Genomic DNA, 25070 nt, shown 5'->3' with positions numbered 1-25070 from the left:
GGCGTACCGAGAGCCAAAGATACCGTAAGCACCAGCAAAGCTTCTTGTTCCACGTCAAACAGCAAAGCAAGTGCCGGCGCTGCGATCACCAACGGCAGACCTGTCACCACCCAGTGGGCAGCAATCTTCGCGGTCACCCAAAGCGGCGTCGGCTCGGGAGACAGCAATAACTGCTCGAGGGTTCCGTCGGCGTGGTCCTGCGCGAACAGACGATGAAGCGACAACAGCGTGGACAATAAGGCCGCCACCCACAGCACGCCGGGTGCGATCGCCCGCAACTGATTCGTTTCCGCACCAACTCCGAACGGGAACAGACAAACGACGACGACGAAAAAAGCGAGCGTGACCAGCACGTCTGCCCGCCCACGCCAGGCCAGGGTCAGATCGCGCTTGAGCACCGCAACGAAGGGGCCGAGTACGGAATTCAACAGGCTACCTCCGCAAGATCGAGCACGGACGGCGGATTCTCGAACGGCGCATCCTGATGGGTGGTCAGCATCACGATGCCGCCGGCCTCGCAGTGGGCCGACAGCGTCGATGCCAGATCGGCGACTGCAAGAACATCGAGCGCAGTGAAAGGTTCGTCGAGCACCCACAGTGTTCGAGAGGCCGAAAGGAAGAGACGGGCAAGCCCAACGCGCCGGCGCTGCCCCTGCGACAGAACTCGGGCCGGCAAGTCGAGTTGGGCGCCGAGGCCGATTCGCTCGAGTGCCTCGATACAGGCCCGGTCGTCCACCGGCATTCCGCTCGCCGTGCACGCGAAGCGCAGGTTCTCAAGCGGTGTCAGCATGTCGTTGAGTGCGGCAGCGTGACCGAGGTAGAGCAACTCCCGATGAAAATCGTCACGCTCCTTGCGTATATCGGCCCCCTTCCAGCGCACCTCGCCGTATTCCGGCATCGCCAGACCGCACAGGATGCGTAGCAAGCTGGTCTTGCCGACACCATTCGGACCGGCGACCCGCAACAGGCGGCCCGAATCGACCGACATGGTCAGTCCGCGAAACAACAGGCGGTCGCCCTTGAGACAGGCGAGATCTTTGACTTCCAGCATGGACGCGACCCGACCCGAACGTCAGCGCCGGGTGTGCTTGTAATTGGCAAAGGCGTGATATTACAGGCTTTCAGGCGGGCAATGTCGCCGCCGGAATCACCGCGGGCTCGAATCCGGAAACCGGAGTCGAGCGCTCTACTGTGGTTTCCGGTTTGAAGAACCCCGCGCCCATCAACTACGGCGGGATGCGTACAGCACGCTCTCGCAAACATCGAGGGCCTTGGGCTCGCCGTATAGCACGAGCACATCATCGGGCCGAAGCACCGTCTCAGGCAGTGGGGTCTCGTCCCGGTGTTCATCGCGAACCAGCGCCTGCAACACACAGCTCCCGAACTCGATATCACCGAGCCGCCGCCCGACGGCATTCCAGTCCGCACTGAGCCTGATGCTGTGCAGACGCGGCTTGGCAGGCTCGGCATCAACGATGTCGGTGCCAACGAAGACCTCACGCAGCAAGCGGTAGCGGTCACGCTGCGCGCTGCGCATGCGCTTGAGGACGCGCGAGGGTGCCACGCCACCGAGCAGCAGCACGTGAGCGCCGATCATGATGCTCGCCTCGAAGGTCTCGGGAACGACCTCGGCCGCGCCGAGCGCAAGCAGCTCCTCCACGGGCGCATCGTCGCGGGCCCGCACCATTACGCGCGCCGCAGGTGCGAGGCTCGACAGGTTCCCAAGCAAACGCCTCGTCGCGGCGAGATCGTCGTGACTGACGACCACCAATCTCGCCCGCTCGACCGCCACCGAGCGCAACACGTCCGAATCGGAAGAGTCTGCGAAATACACCGGCATGCCCGCGGCATGCGCATCGCGCACCCTCGCCGGGTCCATGTCGAGGGCGACATAAGGCACCGCCTCTTCGGCCAGGAAACGGGCTACGTTCTGGCCCACACGGCCGTAGCCGCATACGATGACGTGATCGCGCAAGCCTGCGGGCAGTTCGGTCGTCACCTCTGGATCGCGCACGACAACGGGCTGCGCGAAGCGGCGCCCAAACCAGCGATTGCCGCGAATCCACAGCGGCGCCGAGATCATGCCGATCAATACTGCGGTCAGGATGATCTGCGCGATATCCGGCGCGATCAACCCGTCCAGCAACGCAAGTGCAAGCAGCGCGAAACCGAACTCGCCTCCGATGGCGAGCACCACACCGATTCTGACCGCGTCCGGCAAGGCGACACCCCCCAGCCTGACGATCGCGACGATCAGCAAAGCCTTGCAGACGAACACCCCGGCGGCCACTAGCACGGCCCAATGCCAGATGTCCGGCAGCGCCGCTGGTTCGACCATCATGCCGATGGTGATGAAGAACAAGCCCAGCAGCACATCCCGGAACGGGCGGATCGTTGCCTCGATCTGATGCCGGAATTCCGTCTCGCCGAGCACCAGACCAGCCAGAAAGGCCCCCAGCGCCATCGACAAATCCAGCAGATCGGTGATACCCGCAGCGACCAGCGTGACCAGCAGCACCGCGAGAGTGAACAACTCCGGCGAGCGCCAGGCCGCGACCTCGCGCAGCAGGGGGCGCAACACCCAGCGCGCGAGTAGCAGCACCAGCGCGAACGCGAGCAGCGCCTTGGCGAAAGCCACCCCCAGCGGCAACACCATCGCACCCGCGCCGGCCGCCGCACCGAGCACCGGAATGACCACGACCAACGGCACCGCGGTAACATCCTGGAATACCGACATCGCGGTAGCGAGTCGGCCGTGACGCGTCTGGTCCTCCCCCTGTTCCGCGAGTTGCCTGGCGATGATGATGGTCGATGACTGCGCGAACACCGCGCCCGCGACCAGCGCCGCCAACGGTGGCAGACCGAGCAGCCAGGCCAACCCTCCTACCACCAACGTGGTCAGCCCCACCTGCGCAACGCCCAGGCTGAACACCATGCCTCGCATCGCCCGGATCTGGGGTCCGGCAAAGCTCAAGCCGATGGTGAACAACAGGAAGACGATGCCGAACTCGGCCAGCACACGATTGTGATCCGCATCGGCCACCCAGCCGAGCGCATTCGGACCGACCACTGCACCGACCAGCAGGTAGCCGAGGCTGGTCGGCACCCGCAGGCGGTGAAACGCAACGATGGCGACGACCGACAGGCCGAGCAGCGTCAGGACTTCACGAAAAACAGGATCGATCATCTGAACGGAACCGGCGGGCCAGCCTGTCGTCACCCGGGATTCGACCGGACGCGATCCCGCTCGGCGAACTCAGTCCTCGGCGTCGGCCATTTTCAGGATGGCGCTGACGATGTCGTTCATGGTGATGATGCCCGCCAGTTCGTTGGTGGCGGTCACCAGCAGACGGCGGATGTTCATGTTCACCATCAGCTTCGCCGCGTGCTTGACTTCCAGCTCGCGCGAGATCGTCAAAGCGGGCTTGGAACAGATGTCGTAAACATTGATCAGGTCGATGTCGCCCTCTTCGGCGACGATGGTCTTGAGGATGTTGGTGTAGGTGATGATTCCGTAGGCGTCATGCACATCGCGCTTTTCCACCACCAGCGACTTGACCTGTCGCTGTCGCATCAGGCGCATTGCCTCCCGGATCGTCGCGAAGGGCGACACCGTCACCACTTCGCGGACCATGATGTCCTTTATCAACATAGCCACTCCTAGATGTCGTCCTTGAGGCGTTCTTCGAACTGATGGATCTGCCCGGTGTCGATGCCGGCGATGTGCTCGAGCGGAATGGTGAACACCACGCCGCGCGTGTTGTTCTTCAAATCGAGCTCGCGGCTGATGTTCTTCAGAACTGTCAGCGACAGCTTCTTCTCCAGCACCATGATCAGCACCGATTGGCTGCCCTCGTAGGTCAGCCCGAAGAAGGTCTTCTTCTCCTTGGCGCCGATGCCCCGGGCATCGAGAATGGTCACCCCGCCGGCGCCGGCGCGTTTGGCGACGTCGATCGCCTGTTCCTCAAGATCCTCGGCGAGGATCGCGACAAGTACCGAGAATTTCACGATGTTTCTCCTGTCGGTTTGAACCGCTCGGCGTAAAGAGCATAGAGCATCACGGTCACGATGGGAAAGATCGAGGCGAACGCGATCAGGCCGAAGCCGTCGATCAATACGCTACGCCCCTCGATGTGGGTCGCCAGGCCGATGCCCAGCGCTGTAACCAGCGGCACGGTCACCTCGGAAGTGGTCACGCCGCCGAGGTCGAAGGCCAACGGTACGATGTACTTGGGCGCGAGCCAGGTCAGAAGGATGACCAACGCGTAACCGCCCATGATGTAGTAGTGGATCGAGTCACCGGTGATGATCCGATGCACCCCGATGGTAATTCCGATGGCTACTCCGATCGCTACCAGAATGCGGATGTGATTGGCGTTAAGCCGCCCTTTGCCGGCTTCCTCCGCCTTCTGGCCAATGGCAATCAGCGCTGGCTCGGCCATCGTCGTCGCGAAGCCGATCGAAAACGCGAACAGATAGACCCAGAGGAAGGTGTCGAGCGTGACGAGCTGCTCGGCCATGCTGCGCCCGACCGGAAAAAGGCCGAGCTTGAGCCCGATCACGAAGGCATACAGCCCGACGATAACCATCACGAAGCCACCGATGACCTTGTGCAGGTGCGCGATCGGCTTGCGGATCACCGCGTACTGGAAGAACAGGATGACGAGAATGATCGGCGCGACGTCACGGAACATCGTCAGCAGATCGACCAGCATGTGCAACGCGGTGCCGAGCAGACCGACCTGCTCAGCTCCTGCGTGCCCCGTCGCGGCTGCTGCAGACGCCATTACTGCCGGATCCGGTGCGTCGCCGAAGCTGTATACGACGATGCCGTACAGCTGTACCGAAATCATCGGCACCATCACCGCCAGCGCCACCAGGCCAAATCCGTGTGCGAGCGCGTTGCGCCCCCGGATCGACACGGCCAGACCGATGCCAAGCGCGGCAATCAACGGCACGGTGACGATGTTGGTGGTGACCCCGCCGGAATCGTAGGCGAGGCCGACGATCTCCTCGGGCGCGAAGAAGGTCACCAGCACCACCAGCAGATAGCCAACAATCATGTACCAGTGCAGCGAATGTCCGAGGATGGTCCGCACCACGCCGAGCGCGACGACTGCGCCGACCGACAGCGCCACCAGCACCCGCAGGGTGAAGGCATCGACCCGCCCCTCGCTGATCATCTCAGCCTGGCTTGCGACCGCGATCAACGCCGGCTCGGCAATCACCGCCGAGAAACCGAGACAGAACCCGAAGGCCATCAGCAGCGGGAGCGATCCGCGGCGCGCGAACGAATTCGACAGGTTCTTGCCGATCGGAAAAATGCCGAGTTCCAGCCCCTGCAGGAACAGCGCGACCCCGAGCACGACCACCAACAGGCCGACGACCATCGAACTCAGACCGTCCGGTACCGCCCGCAACACCACCGCCTGAAAGAAGGCAACGACGACGATGGGAAGCAGATTACGAAACGAGTGCTGGAGGATGTGGAAGAATTCCTTCAGGCCGTTCAATTCGCGTCGCCCTCCGGCTCACGCCGCCCAGCTCCGCGGGACAACACATGATGACGGATCGCTTCCGAGTCGATGCCTTCGGCGTGGTCGATATCGAGACAGAAGGCCAGCCCCTGGAAGGGCGACAGGAGGTCCAGCTCGCGATTCAGGCGATTGGCGACGGTTTCAGCGGTCTCGCTGTCGAGCACCCACAGCAATACCTTTTCGATCCCCCGAAAGGTGAGACCGAAAAAGGTGACGTGTTCCGGAAAGCCCAGACCTCTCCCGGGCACGATGGTCAGGCCCATCGCGCCCTCTTCTCGCGCGATCGCCGCTGCCCGCTCCTCGAGCTCATCGGCGACGACCGCGATCAGCAGTGATGTCGACATGCGTTCGGATCATCCTCCCTGACACGACTGCTTCAGCATACCCCAAGCCGGGACACCGGATACAAGATCTCACGCACGCGGGCTTGACCTCGCGCCCGGACTGTCCGATAAGTACAGCATGAGTGAAAGCACCGCCTCTCGCCCTCCGCGCCGCATCGGCTGTCTCGCCGTCAGTGGTCTGATCCTGCTCGCGATTGTCGTCAGCGCGGCGGCAACACTCTTCGTAGCCCGCACCTGGCTTTATCCGCAACCCTTCGAGCCGGTGCAGTTGAGCGCCGCCGAGGCGGTGACGCTGGAGCACAAGCTGGACAGCCTCACCGGGTCGGATGCGTCCGATCCCGCGCCGGATCAGCCCGGCGAGCTGCGCCCTGAGATCTATAGGGAGCGCGCCGAAGACCGCGTGATCCATTTCACCCAGAGAGAACTCAACGCGCTGATCGCCCGCAACCCCGATCTGGCCGAGCGGCTCGCGCTGCATTTGTCGCAGGACCTTCTGTCGGCGACGATGCTGGTGACTCTGCCTCCCGATTTGCCGGTGTTCGCCGGCCAGACCGTGCGGGTCGCCGCCGGCCTCCGACTGCGATTCGATGGCCAGCGGCCGGTCGTGATCATCGAGGGCGTCAGCATCATGGGCGTGCCCTTGCCGGCGGCCTGGCTCGGTGGCTTGAAGGGGCTCGACCTGGTCTCGCTATACGGCCCGGACGCCGGCTTCTGGCGGGCCTTCGGCGAGGGCGTGCGCGACCTGAGGGTCGAGCAGGGCCGTTTACGGGTGGAACTGGCAGAGTAGCCCGCATTTCTCACACGGTCACGGCTGCGGCCACCGATGCACTCGCTGTGGCACGCTGTACTCCCTCTCGCCGCTTCGACGTAGTATCAGCTACGCCTTCAGCGTCGCTCGGTCCGTGCGGCGCACCACAGCGGCACCTCGGCGCCCTCGCCAAGCGCCAGTGTGAGAAATGCGGGCTAGGCGACGATCAGGCCGAGACCGGCACCTGACGCACATCGACCACTCGGATGTCGGGAATACGATGCAAGTCATCTGCAGACAGACGGAATACCGCATTCGGCGCGCCGGCCGCAGCCCAGATCGGATCCATGTCCCATAGTCGCCGATCGACCAGCACGCACACCTCCCCCACATGACCAACCGGCGCCACCCCGCCGATCGCGAAGCCTGTGCGCTCACGGACGAAATCCGCATCGGCGCGTGACACGCCTTCACCAATCTCGGTACGAAGCTTCTTTTCGTCGATGCGGTCCGCGCCACTGGCAATGACCAGGATGCAGCGCCCGCTCTGTTTGCCCCGAAAGACTATCGATTTGGCGATCTGCGCGACCTCACAACCGATCGCCGCTGCAGCCTCCGCGCTACTGCGCGTGGATTCGTCGAACTCGACGACATCGGCGGGCATGCCGAGCCTCTGCAATGTTTGCACGACACGGCCGACCGAGTTCGTGCGTTTCCGGGTGTCACTCATCATGTCATCCTTTCCGGTTTCAGTACCCATTACGACCTGTCGGCGCCGACCGGTCGTCAAGCCTCGGTTCCACGTGTGTTGATCCGGGGAACTTTGCTCGCTTTCGGCCGCCTATCATCCCTCCGTGCATCCAAAAAAACCACATCAGGACATGCTATTCAGATATCTGTTTGCCGCCGCCCTTGCCACCCCGTTGATCAGCGCATGCAGCGGGCCGGTCGAGGACACGTTGCCGGGCCAGCCCATCAAGCACCGCCAGGAGGCCTTCAAGGAAATACTGCGCAGCTTCGAACCCATGGGCACGATGCTGCGGACCAACCGCTATGAAGCCGAGCCCTTCATCGAAATGACTACGCGGTTCATGTCGCGACGCGATGGTCCATGGGACCACTTTATCGACGGAAGCTTTCAGCCGCCCACCCGAGCCAGGGAAGCGGTGTGGAGTCAGGCAGACGATTTCGAGCAAGCCCGCATCGCATTCATGGCCGCCTCTGAAGCACTTTATCAAGCAGCGCACACGCAGGCGTTGCCCGACGTCCGCAACGCCTATGCCGACGTCGAGAGCACCTGCCGCAGTTGTCACGAGGTCTTCAGAAACTGAGCGCCCATGCGGCCAGGGAGGTCGAGCAACGCAATCGACTACGAATCATGCATTCCTGCCGAATTGCCTGACATCCGCTTACCTAACCCGGATCATCAGCGTTGAAACTGGCCTGCCGGGCGCGGTGCAGAAAACACGGTCAGCACGCCAGTGTAGCCATACAGCCGTCCATGGGCGATCTCGCCGCCGGCAAGAAAGCCTGCGAGTGGCAGCTCGCCTCCCAGGACATCCCGAATCACATCCAGCTCCGCCGCGGATTTGCCGAAATGATGGCCTCCGCGACCCGAACAACTGACATAGACGCAGCCCAGCGCTACGCGTTCGCTGTCGAAGAGCTCGTCGCGAATCTCGCGCGCGGCACGACGCAGGTCGCTCAGCGCGGCAGCCGGGTCACGCCGGCAGAAAATCAACCATGATCCGGGTTCGATCTCATCAGCGATGGCCACCACGCCCGCGCGCGGATCCACGCCCACGATGTGACGGACCAGCATGTCTGCGCCGAACGCAGCGGGCGCGACGATCTCCATGTCTTCACTCGATCTGAGACCCACCAGGGTATTCGACAGCCTCGCCAGGGCCGGTTCGAGTGCGATATCCGGTGGCAGTCCGAGATCCTGAAACGCACAGTCGAGCGCGGACCTGCCGTCCAGGCTGACGACGGCGTTATGCTGCACCCGAGTGACGAGCCGGCGAGGGCCGATCGGCTGACAGCCTTGCGTCACCCGCGACACAATTCCCGCTTCTGACGAGAACGCGATCCCCGACAAGCCCCCGCCATCGAACACCTGGTCGGCAATCTGCACGCTACGCGTACGAGATGCGCTCAGACCACCGAACAGATAGCCGCTGGCGGTTCGTTCGGCGAGCTCGGGCAGCAGTTCCTGCAGATCCGGTGTTCGTCCGTCGGCATGCACCAGCGCCGCATGAGCCTGGAACTCCGTGCTTTCCGGCACCAGAGGCTGCACACCTGAGAAGAGTCGAAAGCACTCACGCGGAAACGGAAACAGCATCAAGACCAGAGCGGCTTCGTCGAGATACTCGATTTCATCGGCAAAGATGCCACGACCAACGGTTCCAGCCCAGCTCACCCGCGGAAGACACCTCTGAAGCTCGGCGAGGATCTGCTCGGCGGCCGCCGCAAAATGGTCGCTGAAATAACACAGCCCCAGGGGGAAATCGACCGCATCGGCAAGCCCTTCAGCAGCCCGCGCGGTCGCCGTCTGTCTGTCGGCCAGCAAATCCCCCAGCGCGAGATCGAGCGCCGTGCGCCAGTCGGCGTGAGCGGCATGACCAGTGATGCAACGGACGGGGATCATGATGCCTCCGAGAGCAGCTCGAGCATTGACAAGCAGTTTAAGCGAGTATGGGCTCATATCGCGCCTCGCCCCGCACCATCATCCAGCATCCGGTCGCCGACTGCGAACCGGTTTTGCCTTGCTCAGCGAAACCGCTACCTCACGCGGCTTGCTGGGCATCGCGCTGGTGCTGATCGGCGCCTACGCACTCAATCCGGCACAGGTGAAGCTCACTTGGCCACGCTCCTGGTTCTCGCCGCTGACCGCCGCGGGCCTGATGGTGACCGGTATCGCGATGATCGTGCTCTAGGCCACACTGGGCACGGCGGCGCTGCGTGGGGTAGCCGGGTGTTCATTGGGCCCGCTCGCCATCGTTGGCGTTCGGATACTCGTAGCTGAAGCTGGTTCTCACCACCCGGTGGTCGACGAAATGCACGTTGAAGTAGGTCGCGATCACGCCGGGATCGACATTTTCGACGTTCCAGTCCCATACCTCCTCGCCCGAAAGCCGATAGCGGGTGACCCGCCGGTGCTGGCCCAATAGCCGCTGGACCGCCTCGAGCGTCATGCCTTCGCGCACCCGCTGCAGGTTGTCACGTGTCAGCGCATCATGATGACCGACGATGCGACCCTCGGTATCCACTTCGATCATCCAGTTGCTTCGCCCAGCGGGCTGGGTCGTTTACTCCAGCACCCGGTTTCCGTCCTCTCCGGGCCACACCCGGGTAGGAGCGCCGCGACGCTCCAACAGTGCAGCCTCGTCGTCGGCCCACGGTGGCTGTGCCAGGCTCGCGCAACCGCTCACCGCGACTGTCAGCGCGGCCATCCATCCCAATGCGAATCTCATGTCGCCTCCTGATTACTGCTATGCCCGACCCTTTGCAAGCATGTCGCTCACCTCGATTGACCGGCGCTTGCCCGCGCCGTTCCCCCCCGCGCACTGGGCCTGCCAAAGCGTCAAGGGGTCGAACAGGCGGTGGCTCACACCCAGCTCGCCCCACGTCACCAGGGTGTCGCAATCGATACGCTCGCCGCGCTCGCGGCTCGCGCGATCATGCTAGCCCGCATTTCTCACACGGGCGCGAAGCGAGGGCGCCGAGGTGCCGCTGTGGCGCGCCGCACGGACCGAGCGACGCTGAAGGCGTAGCCGACACTACGTCGAGGCGGCGCGAGGGAGTACGGCGCGCCACAGCGAGCGCATCGGTGGCCGCAGCCGTGACGGTGTGAGAAATGCGGGCTAGCGGTCGATGCCAGCCATGACAGTCAGCGTCCATACGGCCTGCCACGGCCACATATCCTCAAGTAAACGGTCTGAATAGGGGTTCGCCCTCGTTGGCAGCCCCGGGGGGTTGGCCGATAATGCGGCCGACTACCCGGGGGCTGGATGGCTCCTGCACGACAAGAATGCACGCTCACAGAGCGCCACGGCCCGACCGATGACCTCACCCGCCGCCCTCGAAGTGGTCGATATCCACAAACGCTACGGCGAGCACGAGGTACTTCGTGGAATCGACCTCACCGCACACGATGGTGACGTGATCTCGATCATCGGCTCGAGCGGCTCCGGCAAGTCCACTCTCCTGCGCTGCCTGAACCTGCTGGAACAACCCTCACGCGGCGAGATCCGCCTGCGCGGCGAGAAGCTCGATCTCCGCGAGGATCGTCACGGCGACCTGCATGCGGTCGACCGCAAGCAGCTCGAGCGCATGCGCGCCCGCATCGGCTTCGTGTTCCAGAGTTTCAACCTGTGGCCCCACCTCAACATCGTCGACAACGTGACCCTGGCGCCGATGCGAGTGCTCGGGCTGGATCGGCGCAGCGCCGTAGAGCAGGCCGAAGCCTTGCTCGCCCGCGTCGGGCTGGCCGACAAGCGAAACGCGTATCCCGGCAACCTGTCCGGCGGGCAGCAACAGCGGGTGGCGATCGCTCGCACGCTGGCGATGTCGCCGGAGGTCATCCTCTTCGACGAGCCGACCTCGGCACTGGATCCGGAGCTCGTCAACGAGGTGCTGGGCGTCATGCGCAGCCTGGCCGACGAGGGTCGCACCATGCTCATCGTCACCCACGAGATGCGCTTCGCGCGCGACGTGTCGTCGCAGGTGATGTTTCTGCATCAGGGCCGGGTGGAGGAGCCCGGCCCACCCTCCGAGGTTTTCACCAGCCCCCGCTCCGAGCGCTGCCGCGAATTTCTCGCCAGCCACCTGTAAGCGCTCTGACCAGATCAGACAAGGAGAACAAGACCATGAAGATCAGCAAGACCCTCACCGCGTTGTTGCTCGCCGGTGCCGCCCTGTTCGCCGGCAATGCCCAGGCCGACCGCATCCGCATCGCCACCGAAGGTGCCTACGCACCGTTCAACTTCGTCGACGCCAGCGGACAACTCCAGGGCTTCGATGTCGACATCGCCAAGGCGCTGTGCGAGAAAATGCAGGCCGACTGTGACATCGTCGCCCAGGACTGGGACGGCATCATTCCCGGCCTGCAGGCGCGCCGCTACGACGCCATCATCGCGTCGATGTCGATCACGCCGGAGCGCCAGCGGGTGGTTGCGTTCACCAATCCCTACTACTCCAACGTGCTCGCCTTCATCGGACCGAAGGGCGTCGAATTCGGCACCGATGCCGACAGCCTCAAGGGCAAGACTCTTGGTGCCCAGCGTGCGACCATCGCCGGCCAATACCTCGAGGACACCTTGGGGCGCTCGGTGACGGTAAAGCTATACGACACCCAGGACAACGCCTACCTCGACCTCGCCGCCGGCCGGCTCGACGGCATGGTGTCGGACAAGTTTCCAGCTTATGACTGGCTCCAGAGCGACGCCGGCCAGGGCTTCGAGTTCAAGGGCGAGGACATCGACATAGACGACAAGATCGCGATCGCGGTGCGCCGCCAGGACAACGCCCTGCGCGAGCGACTGAACAAGGCCCTGGCCGAGATACTCGAAGACGGCACCTACGCCGAGATCAACGCGCGATACTTTCCGTTCCCGATCTACTGATGCCGGCGCGTCGCTCCCGCCTCACACCGGGTTTGCGGAGCCACTGAAGCATGGAGCTTCACGGCTTCGGTCATCTGCTGCTGGCAGGCACCTGGGTCACGCTGCAGCTCGCTTTCACGAGCCTGGTCTTCGGGCTGCTGCTTGGACTCGTGGGTGCGGCGGCCGCGCTGTCGCCGATCGGCCCGCTGCGCTGGGCGGCGGTAGGCTACAACACGCTGATGCGCGGCATCCCCGAATTGCTGCTGGTGTTGATCATCTACTTCGGCGCCACCCATGTCATCGAATGGATGACCGGCGCCTATGTCGATATCGGTGCCTTCACCGCCGGCGTCATCGCCTTGTCGATCGCCTTCGGTGCCTACGCCACCGAGGTCTTCCGCAGCGCGATGCTGGAAATCCCCAAGGGCCAGCGCGAAGCCGCGATGGCCCTTGGCATGAGCCGCTGGGACAGCTTTCGCTACATCACACTGCCGCAGCTGTGGCGGCTGGCGCTGCCCGGGCTCGGTAATCTGTTTCTGGTGCTGCTCAAGGACACCGCGCTGGTGTCGATAATAGGCCTGGACGACCTGATGCGCCAGGCCTATGTGGCCGCCGGTTTCACCAAGCTGCCCTTCACCTTCTACATGGCGGCGGCGATGATCTACCTGCTGCTCACCATCGTGTCGATGCAGGTCATCCAGTTGCTCGAACGCTGGGCCAACCGTGGCTACCGTGGAGCGAGGGCATGAGCGAGCTCGTCCTCACGCTGTCGCAGTGGCTCGAGGCGTTGGCAGGTGACGCCGAGCCGTGGGCATCCTACGCGCGCTACCTGCCGCGCATCCTCGACGGGGTCTGGCTGACGCTGGAGCTGGTGGTGCTGTCCGGCCTGGTCGGCATCCTGCTCGCAGTGCCGCTGGCACTGATGCGTGTGGCCAGGAATCCGCTGCTGTGGATGCCGGCCTACGGTTACATCTTCTTCTTCCGCGGCACGCCGCTGCTGGTGCAGATCTTCCTGGTGTATTACGGCCTGTCGCAGTTCGACGCGGTGCGCGATTCCGGCTGGCTGTGGGACCGGGTGCTGTCCAAACCCTACTGGTGCGCGATCATCGCCTTCAGCCTGAACACGGCGGCCTACACCGCCGAGCTGCTGCGCGGCGCAATGAAGGCGGTTCCGCGCGGCGAGGTCGAGGCCGCCCAGGCCCTCGGTCTGACCCGTGTGGCGCAATACCGCGACATCATTCTTCCGCGTGCTTTTCGCATCATCCTCCCGGCCTACGGCAACGAGGTCATTCTGATGCTCAAGGGCAGTGCGCTGGCTTCGACGATCACTCTGCTCGACTTGATGGGCGCCACCCGCAACGTCATCGCCCGCACCTACATGAGCATGGAGTTCTTCATCCTCGCCGGGGTTTTGTACTTGCTCATCGCCGCGGCTTTCATCGGGCTTTTCAGACTGGCGGAACACTGGCTGAACGCCCATCGTCGCACCGCATCGAAATAGACGAATGCGTGAGCGGTCATCCGCCTCGTCGGCGATCTGCTGGCAGGAAGGCCTTGTTCACGACGGACTCAAGCTGCCTTCGGCTATGATGTAACAAAACACCAGCTTCGCGCGGGGCTTTCCATGCAACTGCCGACCGATCTCTTCCCCTGGCACGAAAGCTTCGAAACAGGCATTGGCGTCATCGATGATCAGCATCGGGGGCTGGTGGCACTTCTAAACCGCCTGGCTCATGAAGCGGTCGCCGAATCGAATGCCGGGGAGACCAACCTGGTCCTCGACCAACTGGTCGATTACGCGGCAAGACACTTTTCCACTGAAGAAGCCATCTGGCGCGAGCATCTTGCCGACACGCCCGATGAAGTGCTCCACCGTGAGAGCCACGCCCATTTCCTCGCGGAGATCGATCGGCTGCGAACGGCACATCAGGCCTCTGCTCCTGTCGACTGGGCGCGCGACACGATCACCTTTCTCGCACGCTGGCTGATCGCGCACATTCTGGAGTCCGACCAACGAATGGCGTTTGCAGTCAAGGCCCGTCTTGAGCGTCTGCCAAGCGATCTGGCCCGCGTCCGGGCGCGCGAACGGATGCACCACTCCACGCAGGTGATGGTGGAAACCATTCTTGAGCTCTATGGCCGCCACGCGAGCGCCGCGCTGCAGCTCAAGCAGGAACTCACCTCACACCAGCAAGCCAAGACAGCCCTCAAGCGCCAGCAGGCCTATCGCTCGTTGATCATGCGGCTGGGCATGTCATTCATCAACCTGCCGGGCGAAGCGCTGGACGCTGCCATTCGCGATGCTTTGGCAGAGATGTCCGCTTTCTTCCATGCCGACCGGGCATACGTTTTCCGCTACGATTTGGCGGCGCAAACCGCCAGCAACACTCACGAGTGGTGTGCTCCCGGCATCGAACCGATGATCACCGAGCTGCAGGGTCTCCCTCTGGCGCTGAATCCGGAGTTCATGGAGGCCCACCTGCGGGGGGAACCCTTCGTCGTTCCCGACGTCGAGACGCTCGCGGACGGGCCGATGAAGAGCCTGTTCAAGGGTCAGAACATCCGCAGCCTGCTGACGACGCCACTGCTCAATGGCGACACATGTCTGGGCTTCGTCGGCTTCGACTCGGTGCACGACTGGCGCGATTACGGACAGGACGAGCGCGAAGCACTCGAACTCTTCGCCAACCTGCTCACGAGCATTGCACAACGCGTCGAGGTGGCCACCGCCCTGCGCGAGAAGACCGCAGCGCTCGCGGTCGCACACAATCGCATGGTCAAGATCCTCGACGGCACGAATGCCGCCCTCTATGTGGCGGACATGAAAACCTACGAGGTGCTGTTCATCAATTCGCACGCTCGGGAGTTGCTGGGCGACATCGTCGGCAAGACCTGCTGGAAGGCGATCCAGGGCAAGAACGACGGCCCGTGCGACTTCTGCACCAATCCACAACTGCTCCACGCCGACGGCACACCCGGACCCACCGTGGTCTGGGAACATTACAACCCCGTGCTCGAACGCTGGTACCAGTTGCACGATCAGGCCATCCCGTGGGACGACGGCCGCATAGTCCGCCTCGAGATCGCCCTCGACGTGACCGAGCGGAAACAACTCGAACAGTCGCTGCGAGACAGCGAAGCCCGATACCGGCAACTCTTCGAACAATCCCGTGACGCACTGATGATCGTGGCCCCACCGGACTGGCGCTTCGTCGCTGGAAATTCCGCAGTGGTCGAACTTTTCGGTGCCCAGTCGCTGGACGAGTTGCTTGCAACAAGCCCTAGCGACCTCTCCCCCCCCTCCCAACCGGACGGCAGCATCTCGCGAGATCGCGTTGTCGAGCTTATCGAGACCACGCTTCGCGAAGGCTCATGGTTCGGCGAGTGGGCGCATCGCCGGCTGGATGGGCGCGACATCATCTGCACCTTGCTGCTCAACCGCACCGAGCTCAGCGGACAAACGGTCATCCAGGGCACGATTCGCGACATCACATTGCAGAAGGCACAGCAACGGCAACTCGAACGTATCGCGCACTACGACCCGCTGACCGGACTGCCCAACCGCGCCCTCCTCGCCGACCGCATGCAACAGGCGATGGCCCAGGCGAACCGGCGTGGCACGACGCTCGCCATCGCCTATCTCGATCTTGACGGGTTCAAGGCGGTCAACGACCGGCACGGCCACGACGCTGGCGATAGACTGCTCGTGGTCGCGGCCAATCGCATGCGTCAGGCACTGCGGGAAACCGACACCCTCGCCCGGCTGGGGGGCGATGAATTCGTCGTCGTGCTTGCTGACCTGCCGACGTCCGAGGCCTGCATTCCCACACTCACACGGCTTCTCGACGCAGCGAGCAAGGAGACGCAGGACGGGGGGTTTCTGCTACGCGTATCGGCCAGTCTCGGCGTGACCTTCTACCCGCAAAGCGAAGCCATCGATGCCGACCAGTTGCTGCGGCAAGCCGATCAGGCGATGTATCAGGCCAAGCTCTCCGGCAAGAACCGCTACCACCTTTTCGATGTTGCGCGCGACCAGGCAGTCCGTGGGCACCACGAGAGTATCGCCCGACTCTCCCGGGCGCTCCAGGAGCGGGAGTTTGTCCTCCACTATCAACCCCAGATCAACATGCGGTCCGGTGCGGCGGTGGGCTTCGAAGCCCTCATTCGCTGGCAGCATCCGGACGGCAGCCTGCGCTCTCCGGCGGACTTCCTGCCCTTGATCGAGGGGCACCCACTGGAGCTCGAACTCGGCGCCTGGGTCATCGACACGGCCTTGCGCCAGATGCAGACATGGCGCGACAACGGGCTGGACATGCCGGTGAGTGTCAATATCGCCGCCGGCCAGCTGCAAAGCCCCGGCTTCGTGCAGAGCCTGTCCGCGCTGCTCGGTCGCTATCCCCGATTGCCGGCCGAGTGCCTGCAACTGGAGATCCTCGAGTCCAGCGCGCTACAGGATCTCGAACTGATCACTCAAGTCATGTCGGACTGCCGCTCGCTTGGGCTGGCCTTCGCCATCGACGACTTCGGCACCGGCTACTCCTCGCTTACCTATCTCAAGCGCCTGCCGGCCGGCACATTGAAGATCGACCGCAGCTTCGTGCGCGACATGCTCATCGACCCGGATGACCATGCCATACTCGAGGGTGTGCTCGGTCTGGCACACGCTTTCGATCTCGAGGCGGTCGCCGAAGGGGTCGAGCACATCGAACAGGGCGAAGCCCTGCTGGACATGGGCTGCGAACTGGCGCAGGGTTTCGGCATTGGCCGTCCAATGCCGGCGGCAGAGATAGCGGAGTGGGTTTCAAACTGGCGCTGCCCGGAGGCCTGGTTGCGACGCGTTACGACGAAAAGCCAATAGCGACAGGGCTGCCAACGCAACCGCCATCCGGTGGCGTCTGCCCAACTACATGCTCGCCGGAGAAATCCGCATGCCCTTGCCCATTCAGGAGTTGATCGATCGCATCCGAGAGCTGGAGGAACAGCTGGAGCTTGAATACACCCGCCACAGGGAGGCATTCCAGCGGCAGCGTATCGAGATGGCCGATCGCTTTCTCGAACTTCAACGACGGCACCGTATCGGTGTGTGGCCTTATCTACGCGGAGCGCGCTGGTCGGTCATCCTGACCGCCCCGGTAATCTACGCGGGTTGGCCGGTGTTCGCACTGATCGACGTCTTCGTCAGTTTCTACCAGAGAATCTGCTTTCCCCTCTACCGCATTCCCCGGGTGAAGCGAGCGGATTATCTGGTGTTCGACCGAAGCGAGCTACCCTACCTGAACCCGATCGAAAAGCTCAACTGCTTCTACTGCTCCTACGCAAACGGCGTGATTGCCTACGCACGCGAGATCGCCGGGCGCACCGAGCAATATTGGTGTCCGATCAAGCATGCTACACGCTTGCGCGGCGCACATCGCCACTACCCCGACTTTTTCGAGTACGGCGATTCCGAAGCCTACCGGCAGGGACTCGAACGCCTGCGGCAACAGCTTGCCGAGGCAGCGCCATCCGCACAAGCGGATCAGACCAACAAGTGAGGAAAAGCCCGGGGCTGATTCCAGAACGCATCAGCCAGCACAGCGGCGATCTCATCGCCCAGTTCGTACTGGCATCGCCAAGGTCCGGGCGGCGTGTGAGATCGGCCGCGAGGCCGCGTGGCGCTCGGACTTCGAGACCTGAGCTACCCGGGGGAACGTCCGCGATTTGATCTGGACCTTCGCAAGCGGTCGAATCAGGGTCGTTCGCTGGCGCACTCCACCCGATTGCGCCCCAGGCGTTTGGCGTCAAGCAGGGCGTGATCGGCAGTCTCCAGCACCGCAGACGCGCTGACCACCGGAAACGCCGACATGCCAGCGCTGAACGTCGTATAGAAGGCCCCCCCGGGATGCGAGTGGGGCAGGGAAGCGAAGTCGCCCCGAATGCGGTCGATGATCGTTCTCGCCATCTCCAGGGAGACGTCGGGCAGGGCGACAATGAACTCTTCGCCCCCATAGCGCCCGATGAGGTCGGTCGCGCGCAGCCGAGCTTTCAGGAGCCAGGCAAGGCCGCGAATGACCTGATCTCCCACAGGATGTCCGTACGTGTCGTTGATCGACTTGAAATGGTCGATGTCGATCATCGCGACGACCACACGATCCTGATCGCTAGCGCCATTCATCATCGACTTGAGATAACTCTTCGCTGCGGAATGATTGAGCAAACCGGTCAGGCCATCGGTCTGACTCGATCGCTGCGCTTCGCGAAACCGCTCAATCTTCGTCTTGACGACCGCTGCCAACAACACCGGGTTGAACGGCTTGACAAGAAACTGGTCTCCGCCAAGGCGCAAGGCTTCAACCTGCATCCCGACATCGGTCTCTCCTGAGAGGTACACGATCGGGATGGACTGGTAGTCGGGTATCTGTCTCAGTACCCGAGTGGCCTCGACACCGTTGAACCTCGGCATGTGCATGTCCATCAGGATGAGATCGGGTCGGTATTCCTTTAGCACATCGAGAAGTGGCTCCGGGTCGGCAATGGCTCGACTGTCGAACCCATGCTCGGCCAGTGTTCTCCGGATCAGTGCAGTCGCTACTCGGGAATCTTCGACGACCAGCACCTTGTGCTTTATCCGCTCCTCGGTTCGAACCAGGTCCAGTATGCGATCGATGACCATCGCGGCCTGCACTTCCGCCGGGATGACGATGTCGACCCCGGCGCGCATCAAGCCAACGACTGGATCGATCGCTGCCGCGCCACCGATATAGAAAAGCTGTGCCGCCGGACAGGCCGCGCGATAGGCACTGATCCGTGCGAGGCCTTCATCTCCGCATTCGGGCTGAGCTGGTACAAAGAGCACCGCCAACGGGCTGCCGCCCGGCTGCGGACAATTATCCAAACCCAGCAAGCAGACCTCGAAACCGAAGAATCGGAGTTGCTTCTGGAGCCCTTCGCAATACTCGCCACCGGCCTCCGACGAGACTATCCAGACCGCACGCCGTTTTACCCAATCTACGGTCTGGGTCGGAGCTTCATGGCATTCCGAACGCCGGTCCGGCGTTTCGGAACACAATGCCGCAACAGATCCGACAAGTGTGTCGAGCTGGCGTTGAAGCGCCGCAATCTCCTGCGCCGGCAGCAGACTGCAGGTGGCCTCTTCCAGTCTCGCGAGCGCAGCACTCTCAAGCCCCTGACACAGCCTGACGAGACCGGGAAGTCGAAGTCGATTGAAATGCTCGGCGAGACTATTGACCGCGAGGGTGAACTCGACGAACTGTTCGACACCTCCGCCGTTTACGTAACAATCCCAGCGGCCACACAGCACCTGAACACGGCTTGCCATCGTATCCTGTGCTGGAAATACCGCGCCTTGTGATCTATCCATCCGACTGATTATGTTCGCTGCGACAGCGCAAATCCATTAAGTCTACCGGGTTATGTGAAATATTACCGTATCGTAAACCGAAAAACTGCGCCTGCGCTCGCAGTGCATCGGCGACTCGGCCTGAGCCGCGAGCACGATCTGAACGCGCGTGAGTGTGGCCGCCGCCGGTTCCGTGGTCGCGAGAGCGGATCATGATTTCAACAGGGCGACGCTCAGCTTGGTGACACGCATTTTCCTTCAGAAGAAGGGGCGGTACAATTGATTCAAGTCGAAGTTTGTCCCACCGGGCAGGGCGTCAGCCAAGCACCTCGACGATCTCGCCACCAAATTCGTAGCGACTGTCTCCCAGGTCGAGGCTGCGCTTGACCTCCAGTCGCACGTGCAGCGGGGCCGCATCAATGGCTCCAGGCGCGTCGACGAAAACCTCAAGTATCTCGCCTTTGGCCGGAACGAACTCGCTCTCCAGGGTCAGCCCCCGGATGCTCAGGTCAAGGCAGCGAGCCTCGATCTCGGAGCCGTCTTCGAGCCGGATACGGGCCGGCACGCCAAGCGGGATGCGTCTATCGAGACGTCGATTGGAGAAATGTTCCATGCGGCGGCCCAGTCGTTTAGGAAACCTCTGCATTCTAGAGCGTCCGACTGCCAATCCGGTACGCCGCGGGCGTGTCGTAGATCACGATCGGTGCTCTAAAGCGCAGCTGCAAGGACCTCTGCCACCCGCTGTGCCTGCGCGTCTGTCAATTCGGGGTACATGGGCAGAGACAGACAATCGCGGGCAACGCCTTCCGTGACCGGTAGCGACACCCCGGCAACCATGCCGGAGAACGCCTTCTGCTGATGAAGCGGTCGCGGGTAATAGATCGCACAGGCGATCCCGGCATCTCTCAGAGCCTTCACCACAAGGTCACGAGCCTTGCACAGCACGGTGTATTGGTGAAACACGTGGGTCACATGCGGATCCCGACACGGCACTCGCAGCGGCAAGGCTTCGAGCAGGGCGTCGTAGCGCTGTGCGGCAGCCCGCCGACTGGCGTTGAATCGGTCGATGTGGCGAAGCTTGATGCGCAGCACCGCCGCCTGGATCTCGTCGAGACGGCTGTTGTAGCCGACGAGGTCATGCTCGTACTGGGCGCTACTCCCATGATTACGCAGCTTCCTCAGCCTATTGGCCATGGTCTCCGTGGATGTCGTGACCAACCCACCGTCACCGTAGCAACCAAGATTCTTGCTCGGAAAGAAGCTGAAGCAGCCAAACTCGCCGATGCTGCCGGTGTATGCGCCGCCCTCGGCACGGGCCCCGAAGGACTGGGCGCAGTCCTCGATCAGCCAGAGCCGGTGAGCGTCACACAGTGCGCGCAAAGCCTTCATGTCGGCAGGCTGGCCATAGAGGTGCACTGGCAGCACGGCAGCGGTGCGCTCGCTGATGGCGGCCTCGACCCGGGCGATATCGATATTGAAGGTAAGGGGGTCGATATCGACGAAAACCGGCGTTGCGCCCACGTAGCAGATTGCCTCGGCGGTCGCGATGAAGGTAAACGGCGTGGTGATGACTTCGTCGCCCGGCCCGACGTCGGCCGCCCGCAAGGCCAGATGCAATGCATCGGTGCCGGACGCGCAACTCACCGCGTGCGCGACGCCAAGGTAGGCCGCAACTTCCTCCTCGAATGCGTGGACATTGGGTCCGAGTATGAAACGCGCGTCACCGAGGACCTTCGCCACTTCGGTGTCGATCTCCGCCTGCAGGGTCTGGTACTGAATCTGGAGGTCGACCATCGGGATCGTGAGGGACATGCGTTCAATCCTCCGTGAGGTGGAAGCGGCGACCCCTGCGTGCAGCACAGTCGAGAATCGAACCAGGAATCAGTACGACCCTCTTCATGAGCGTGTTGCCCTGCCGAGCCTGAGTGCGGACCGCCGAACGAGTTCGGCAATCTGCAGAGCCGCTTCAAGCGCCTGTTGCCCCTGGCTGCCGCAGACCTTCACTCCCGAGCCGTTGCGCACCGCATCGACGAATGCGGCAATCTGATCTCTCAACGCGTCGTGCTGATCGAAACGGCGTTCGTCATTGGTGATCTCTGGAATGCCGGGAAACGCCTCGCGCGTACCCAGGCGATGGACCCGCAGCCCGCGGTTGTGAAAGTCGACGACGATGTAGGCTTCATCCGCGAAGATGCGCATCTTGCGCTCGGTCTTGGCACTGACCCGACTCGCGGTGAGGTTGCAGACGGAACCGTTCTCGAACTCGATGCGCGCATTGGCAATGTCGATCGTGCCCGATAGAACGCGCGCGCCAGAGGCCACAATCGAACTGATCGGCGAGCGCACCAGGTCGAGGACGATGTCGATATCGTGGATCATCAAATCGAGTACGACATCGACATCGGTCGCACGCGGGCGGAATGGCGCCAGTCGGTGTGATTCGATGAACAAGGGCACGAGCTCGCGCCCGCTCACCTCGACCAGTGCGGCATTGAAGCGTTCCAGGTGCCCGACCTGAAGCACCACACCCTTGTCGGCCGCAATCGAATTAAGGATACGGGCCTCATCGACGGTGCTGGTGATCGGCTTCTCGATGAGGGCATGGACGCCAGCTTCGAGAAAGGCACGTGCGACCTCGAAATGCCGGGTAGTGGGCACCGCGATGCTGACCGCATCCACATTGCCGAGAAGCTTCCGGTAATCGGTCTCCGCATGGCATCCACACTCGGCGGCCACACGCGCTGCTGCCTCTGGATTAAGGTCCGCCACCGCGACGAGCGCAGCCTCGGCCAATCCGGCATATTTCTGGGCGTGAAAGCGTCCGATGTGGCCTGTGCCAATCACCGCACAGCGTGTCGCCCCAAGAGCGTCACTCCGCCTGGATAAGTCCATTCAATCAAAATAACACCGCTTCGACCCGAGGGCCAGGCAAGAGAGCCGGATCAGTAGTATTTGGGTTCTCCCGGCGGACGGGTCTTGAACCGCCGGTGAACCCAGTGGTATTGCTCGGGATGTTGGCGCACCAGGGCCTCGATCTCGCGATTCATGCGCTCGGTATCCGCCTGCACATCGTCGCTGGGAAAGTCAGGCCAGGGGTCGCTCAGTTCGACGACATAGCCGCGACCGGCATCGAGCATCCGCGTCTTGCAACTCACCACCTTAGCTCCCGCTGCACGAGACAGCCGGGACAGACCGGTGATCGTCCACGCAGGCACCCCGAAGAAAGGGGCGAAGACTGCATCCCGGGTACGGAAGTTCAGGTCGGGCAGGTAATAGAACGGGCGCCCACTGCGCATGGCTTTGATCGTCGCCCGCACCCCTTGATCACGTGCAAGCAACAACTGATCGCCGAAACGGCTGCGCCCGTGCAGCAACCAGCGATCGAACACCGGATTCTTCTGCCTCGCGTAGATGCTGACCAGATCGAAGCGCATCGTCAGCGCAGTGCCGCCGGCATCGAGCCCGACAAAATGCGGCGCCATCATGATCACAGGCTGGCCGGCATCGAGCAGCCCACGCACCTTGTCCGCGCCCTCCACCTGCACGAGACGTGCGAGACGCTCCGCGCTTGCCCACCACAGCACACCGCGTTCCACGATGCTGCGGCCGAGCATGCGGAAATGCGCCCGCACGAGGCGTTGCCGGGTGCGGGCGGACATCTCGGGGAAACACAGCGCAAAATTGACCTGGACGATGCGACGGCGCTTGGCAACCACCACATAGAGTACGAGGCCGAGGCCTTGTCCGAGGACTGCGAGCGCTGGCAGAGGAAGCCAGTGCAGCAGCCATAGCACAGCGACCGTGAGCCGGCTCAGGACTTGCGTCAGCTGACTCATCGACCTGCTGACGCCGACACCCCCGTCCGCACCGCCTTGAAGAGCTTGTCGCCAGTCACTTCTTCGGCAACCGTCCCATCAGGTAGAACTCCTCGTTCGGCGGCGTACCGGTAAGATGTACCAGGCGATTGCTCATCGCAAAAAAAGCGGTGATCGCACCAATGTCCCAGATCGCCTCCTCGTCGAAACCGGCTGCACGCAGCGCTTCGAAGTCGGCCTCGTCGATCTCGCCGCCACGGGTGGACAGCTTGATCGCGAAGTCGAGCATCGCGCGCTGGCGTGGGGTGGTCTCGGCCTTGCGGTAGTTGGTCGCGAGCTGGTCGGCTACCCGCGCGTTCTTGGCGCGGATGCGCAACACCGCGCCATGCGCGATGACGCAATACAGGCAGTTGCCGGCCCCCGAAGTGGCCACGACGATCATTTCGCGCTCGGCCTTGGTGAGGCCGACATCCTTCTCCATCAACGCGTCGTGGTAGTCGAAGAAGGCGCGGAACTCCGCCGGACGATGGGCCAGCATCAGAAAGACGTTGGGCACGAAGCCCGCCTTCTCCTGCACCGCGAGAATGCGCTCGCGAACGTCCTCGGGTAGATCGTTCAGATCGGGTACGGTGAAGCGGCTGATCGGATTACTCATTCCATTCTCCTGTATGTCAGCGATTGACGTCGACTACGATCCGGCCGCGTACCTGGCCGTCGATCAGCCTGCGCGCGGTGTCGACCACGTCGCCGAGTCCGATCTCGCTGGTGATGATGTCAAGCTTGGCGGGGTCCAGGTCGCGGGCGAGCCGGGACCACGCTTCGAGTCGCTCTTCGCGCGGCGCCATCACGCTGTCGATGCCCGCGAGCGTGACACCACGCAGAATGAAGGGGGCAACCGTGGCTGGCAGATCCATGCCCTGCGCGAGACCACAGGCCGCGACGGTGCCGCGATATCGCATGCCGGCGCACACGTTTGCCAGCGTGTGACTGCCGACGGTGTCGACCGCGCCGGCCCAGCGCTCCCTGGCCAAAGGCTTGCCCGGCTCACTCAAGGTGGCCCGGTCGATGATCTCGGCTGCTCCGAGCGTTTTGAGAAACTCAGCCTCCTGCGGCCGCCCGGTGGAGGCGACCACGGTGTAACCGAGTCTGGCCAACAAGGCGATTGCAACACTGCCGACGCCACCATTGGCCCCGGTGACCAGCACCTCGCCACGGTCCGGCGTCACGCCGTGGCGCTCAAGCGCCATCACGCACAGCATCGCGGTATAGCCGGCGGTGCCGATCGCCATCGCCTGGCGCGGGGTGAAGGCCGGCGGCAGCGGCACCAGCCACTCGCCCTTGAGCCGCGCAAACTGCGCCAGCCCGCCCCAATGGTTCTCGCCGACCCCCCAGCCGTTGAGGATCACCGTGTCCCCAATCTTCACGTCGGCATGGGTGCTCTCCTCGACCGTACCGACGAGATCGATGCCGGGCACCATCGGAAACTTGCGCACCACCGGCCCCTTGCCGGTGATCGCGAGCCCGTCCTTGTAGTTCAGCGTCGAATACGCCACTTTCACCGTGACATCGCCCTCCGGCAATGCGGATGCATCCAGTTCGCTCAGACCGGCGCGATAGCCGGCGTCATCCTTCTCGATCAGTATCGCCTTGAACATGCTGTCTCCTCTTCTGGGTCGCCAAACGA

Annotated in this window: 27 protein-coding genes; 9 read left to right on the top strand and 18 right to left on the bottom strand. The window is 63.1% G+C overall.

All coding sequences use genetic code 11. The features are described 5' to 3' along the window. The 7 genes from GPA21_RS06295 to GPA21_RS06265 form a co-directional block, all read right to left on the bottom strand. A partial coding sequence (locus GPA21_RS06295; protein ID WP_211163454.1) for a heme exporter protein CcmB occupies nt 1–428 on the bottom strand: 428 nt, incomplete at its 3' end. Next, nucleotides 425–1051 carry a cytochrome c biogenesis heme-transporting ATPase CcmA gene (gene ccmA, locus GPA21_RS06290; protein ID WP_168987362.1) on the bottom strand — a complete coding sequence of 209 codons (627 nt, stop codon included), beginning with the start codon at nt 1049–1051 and terminating at the stop codon, nt 425–427. The genes ccmA and GPA21_RS06295, both read right to left, overlap by 4 nt. 171 nt (nt 1052–1222) lie before the next feature. Further along, nucleotides 1223–3187 carry a cation:proton antiporter domain-containing protein gene (locus GPA21_RS06285; RefSeq protein WP_168987361.1) on the bottom strand — a complete coding sequence of 655 codons (1965 nt, stop codon included), beginning with the start codon at nt 3185–3187 and terminating at the stop codon, nt 1223–1225. A 69-nt stretch (nt 3188–3256) separates the two neighbouring features. Beyond that, nucleotides 3257–3652 carry a CBS domain-containing protein gene (locus GPA21_RS06280; protein ID WP_168987360.1) on the bottom strand — a complete coding sequence of 132 codons (396 nt, stop codon included), beginning with the start codon at nt 3650–3652 and terminating at the stop codon, nt 3257–3259. Nucleotides 3653–3660: 8 nt separating this feature from the next. Then, nucleotides 3661–4008, bottom strand: coding sequence for a P-II family nitrogen regulator (locus GPA21_RS06275; RefSeq protein ID WP_168987359.1), 348 nt, complete (start codon nt 4006–4008; stop codon nt 3661–3663). Further along, complete coding sequence (locus GPA21_RS06270; RefSeq protein WP_168987358.1) at nt 4005–5513, bottom strand: DUF1538 domain-containing protein; 1509 nt, start codon at nt 5511–5513, stop codon at nt 4005–4007. The genes GPA21_RS06275 and GPA21_RS06270 overlap by 4 nt, the downstream gene beginning before the upstream one ends. Further along, nucleotides 5510–5881 (bottom strand): hypothetical protein, encoded by a 372-nt coding sequence (locus GPA21_RS06265; protein ID WP_168987357.1) that lies wholly within the window; start codon nt 5879–5881, stop codon nt 5510–5512. The genes GPA21_RS06270 and GPA21_RS06265 overlap by 4 nt, the downstream gene beginning before the upstream one ends. Before the next feature lie 118 nt (nt 5882–5999). On the opposite strand from GPA21_RS06265, the gene GPA21_RS06260 reads away from it, so the two are divergent. After that, nucleotides 6000–6668 (top strand): hypothetical protein, encoded by a 669-nt coding sequence (locus tag GPA21_RS06260; protein WP_168987356.1) that lies wholly within the window; start codon nt 6000–6002, stop codon nt 6666–6668. A gap of 187 nt (nt 6669–6855) precedes the next feature. Here the strand turns inward: GPA21_RS06260 and GPA21_RS06255 are convergent, their stop codons facing one another. Beyond that, entirely contained in the window at nt 6856–7359 is a 504-nt protein-coding gene (locus GPA21_RS06255; protein WP_168987364.1) for a YbaK/EbsC family protein, read from the bottom strand. A 151-nt stretch (nt 7360–7510) separates the two neighbouring features. On the opposite strand from GPA21_RS06255, the gene GPA21_RS06250 reads away from it, so the two are divergent. Further along, nucleotides 7511–7960 carry a c-type cytochrome gene (locus GPA21_RS06250; RefSeq protein WP_168987355.1) on the top strand — a complete coding sequence of 150 codons (450 nt, stop codon included), beginning with the start codon at nt 7511–7513 and terminating at the stop codon, nt 7958–7960. 95 nt (nt 7961–8055) lie between these two features. On the opposite strand, the gene GPA21_RS06245 is transcribed toward GPA21_RS06250, so the two are convergent. After that, on the bottom strand, nt 8056–9276 hold the full coding sequence (locus GPA21_RS06245; RefSeq protein WP_168987354.1) for an FIST signal transduction protein: 1221 nt from the start codon (nt 9274–9276) through the stop codon (nt 8056–8058). 118 nt (nt 9277–9394) lie between these two features. Between GPA21_RS06245 and GPA21_RS06240 the strand changes: the two genes are divergently transcribed. After that, nucleotides 9395–9565 carry a hypothetical protein gene (locus GPA21_RS06240; RefSeq protein ID WP_168987353.1) on the top strand — a complete coding sequence of 57 codons (171 nt, stop codon included), beginning with the start codon at nt 9395–9397 and terminating at the stop codon, nt 9563–9565. A 42-nt stretch (nt 9566–9607) separates the two neighbouring features. On the opposite strand, the gene GPA21_RS06235 is transcribed toward GPA21_RS06240, so the two are convergent. Both GPA21_RS06235 and GPA21_RS06230 read right to left on the bottom strand, forming a co-directional pair. Beyond that, the gene (locus GPA21_RS06235; RefSeq protein WP_168987352.1) at nt 9608–9907 is read right to left on the bottom strand and encodes a hypothetical protein; all 300 of its coding nucleotides are present in this window, start codon (nt 9905–9907) and stop codon (nt 9608–9610) included. Nucleotides 9908–9937: 30 nt separating this feature from the next. Further along, nucleotides 9938–10102, bottom strand: a complete 165-nt coding sequence (locus GPA21_RS06230) for a hypothetical protein (RefSeq protein WP_168987351.1) — start codon at nt 10100–10102, stop codon at nt 9938–9940. A 589-nt stretch (nt 10103–10691) separates the two neighbouring features. Between GPA21_RS06230 and GPA21_RS06225 the strand changes: the two genes are divergently transcribed. The 6 genes from GPA21_RS06225 to GPA21_RS06200 all read left to right on the top strand — a co-directional run bounded on the left by GPA21_RS06225 (nt 10692) and on the right by GPA21_RS06200 (nt 17766). After that, a complete protein-coding gene (locus GPA21_RS06225; RefSeq protein ID WP_168987350.1) occupies nt 10692–11462 on the top strand; it encodes an ABC transporter ATP-binding protein in 771 nt (256 codons plus the stop codon). 35 nt (nt 11463–11497) lie between these two features. Next, the gene (locus tag GPA21_RS06220; protein WP_168987349.1) at nt 11498–12253 is read left to right on the top strand and encodes an ABC transporter substrate-binding protein; all 756 of its coding nucleotides are present in this window, start codon (nt 11498–11500) and stop codon (nt 12251–12253) included. Between the two features lie 50 nt (nt 12254–12303). Continuing rightward, nucleotides 12304–12981 (top strand): ABC transporter permease, encoded by a 678-nt coding sequence (locus GPA21_RS06215; protein ID WP_168987348.1) that lies wholly within the window; start codon nt 12304–12306, stop codon nt 12979–12981. After that, a complete protein-coding gene (locus GPA21_RS06210) occupies nt 12978–13733 on the top strand; it encodes an ABC transporter permease (protein WP_168987347.1) in 756 nt (251 codons plus the stop codon). The genes GPA21_RS06215 and GPA21_RS06210 overlap by 4 nt, the downstream gene beginning before the upstream one ends. A gap of 123 nt (nt 13734–13856) precedes the next feature. Continuing rightward, on the top strand, nt 13857–17090 hold the full coding sequence (locus GPA21_RS06205) for a bacteriohemerythrin (RefSeq protein WP_168987346.1): 3234 nt from the start codon (nt 13857–13859) through the stop codon (nt 17088–17090). A 70-nt stretch (nt 17091–17160) separates the two neighbouring features. Continuing rightward, nucleotides 17161–17766: a hypothetical protein gene (locus tag GPA21_RS06200; RefSeq protein ID WP_168987345.1), complete on the top strand. Its 606-nt coding sequence runs from the start codon at nt 17161–17163 to the stop codon at nt 17764–17766. 194 nt (nt 17767–17960) lie between these two features. On the opposite strand, the gene GPA21_RS06195 is transcribed toward GPA21_RS06200, so the two are convergent. From GPA21_RS06195 to acuI, 7 genes are all read right to left on the bottom strand, one after another. Then, entirely contained in the window at nt 17961–19550 is a 1590-nt protein-coding gene (locus GPA21_RS06195) for a diguanylate cyclase domain-containing protein (protein WP_211163453.1), read from the bottom strand. 337 nt (nt 19551–19887) lie between these two features. Beyond that, the gene (locus GPA21_RS06190) at nt 19888–20184 is read right to left on the bottom strand and encodes a PilZ domain-containing protein (protein WP_168987343.1); all 297 of its coding nucleotides are present in this window, start codon (nt 20182–20184) and stop codon (nt 19888–19890) included. 95 nt (nt 20185–20279) lie between these two features. After that, nucleotides 20280–21383 (bottom strand): DegT/DnrJ/EryC1/StrS family aminotransferase, encoded by a 1104-nt coding sequence (locus GPA21_RS06185; protein WP_211163452.1) that lies wholly within the window; start codon nt 21381–21383, stop codon nt 20280–20282. Between the two features lie 84 nt (nt 21384–21467). Further along, entirely contained in the window at nt 21468–22415 is a 948-nt protein-coding gene (locus GPA21_RS06180; protein WP_211163451.1) for a Gfo/Idh/MocA family protein, read from the bottom strand. 98 nt (nt 22416–22513) lie between these two features. Next, complete coding sequence (locus GPA21_RS06175) at nt 22514–23407, bottom strand: lysophospholipid acyltransferase family protein (protein ID WP_168987341.1); 894 nt, start codon at nt 23405–23407, stop codon at nt 22514–22516. Nucleotides 23408–23462: 55 nt separating this feature from the next. Then, nucleotides 23463–24041, bottom strand: coding sequence for a peroxidase-related enzyme (locus tag GPA21_RS06170; RefSeq protein ID WP_168987340.1), 579 nt, complete (start codon nt 24039–24041; stop codon nt 23463–23465). 16 nt (nt 24042–24057) lie between these two features. Further along, nucleotides 24058–25041 (bottom strand): acrylyl-CoA reductase (NADPH), encoded by a 984-nt coding sequence (gene acuI / locus GPA21_RS06165; protein WP_168987339.1) that lies wholly within the window; start codon nt 25039–25041, stop codon nt 24058–24060. Nucleotides 25042–25070 lie beyond the last annotated feature (29 nt).

The organism is Azoarcus taiwanensis (assembly GCF_012910885.1).
Lineage (GTDB): Bacteria > Pseudomonadota > Gammaproteobacteria > Burkholderiales > Rhodocyclaceae > Azoarcus_F > Azoarcus_F taiwanensis.
This window is presented reverse-complemented; position numbering and strand designations above follow the sequence as displayed.